Here is a 506-nt window from a genome sequence, read left to right on the forward strand (position 1 = left end):
CGGGCCCGGCGTCATGTGCCGGTGAGCTTGTCGAGGTCGGGGGCGTAGACGGTCATCCAGTGCGGGTTCAGCCGGTAGTAGACGACCTCGCGGTCCCAGTCGAAGCTGTCGTCGCCGTAGAAGTCCTGCAAGTAGGCGCGGAGCTCCTGCCAGTCGGCCGTGGGCTCGGCGCCTTCGGGGTTCAGCTCCTCCACCGTGCCGTGGGTGAAGACGCCGAGGTCCTCGCCGCGCAGGTGCGCGACGCTGGCGGCCGGACGGGCCGCGAGATGACGGGCCTTGGCGGCGTTGCGTGCCGTGCCGAAGTGCCACCGGCCGTGCAGGAAGTGCCCGTCGGCGCCACTGATCCGCGGTTCGCCCTTCGCGGTGGTCGTGGAGAGGGCGAGCGTGCACATGCCCGTCAGGACCCCCGTGAGCTGCGCCGCGGTGATGGTGCGGCCCTCGACGATCGAGCGGAGGTGTGCGGTCGAGGCGGAGAGGGAGGAGTCGAGGAGGGACTGGAGCTTGTC

1 protein-coding gene is annotated in these 506 nt (G+C 70.9%); it reads right to left on the reverse strand.

The features are described 5' to 3' along the window. Nucleotides 1-11: 11 nt before the first annotated feature. Nucleotides 12-506, reverse strand: a 495-nt coding sequence (locus H9Y04_RS46060) for a pyridoxamine 5'-phosphate oxidase family protein (RefSeq protein WP_187820202.1), incomplete at its 5' end; no start/stop codon positions are given.

It is taken from the genome of Streptomyces polyasparticus (genome assembly GCF_014493765.1).
Classification (GTDB): Bacteria; Actinomycetota; Actinomycetes; order Streptomycetales; family Streptomycetaceae; genus Streptomyces; species Streptomyces polyasparticus.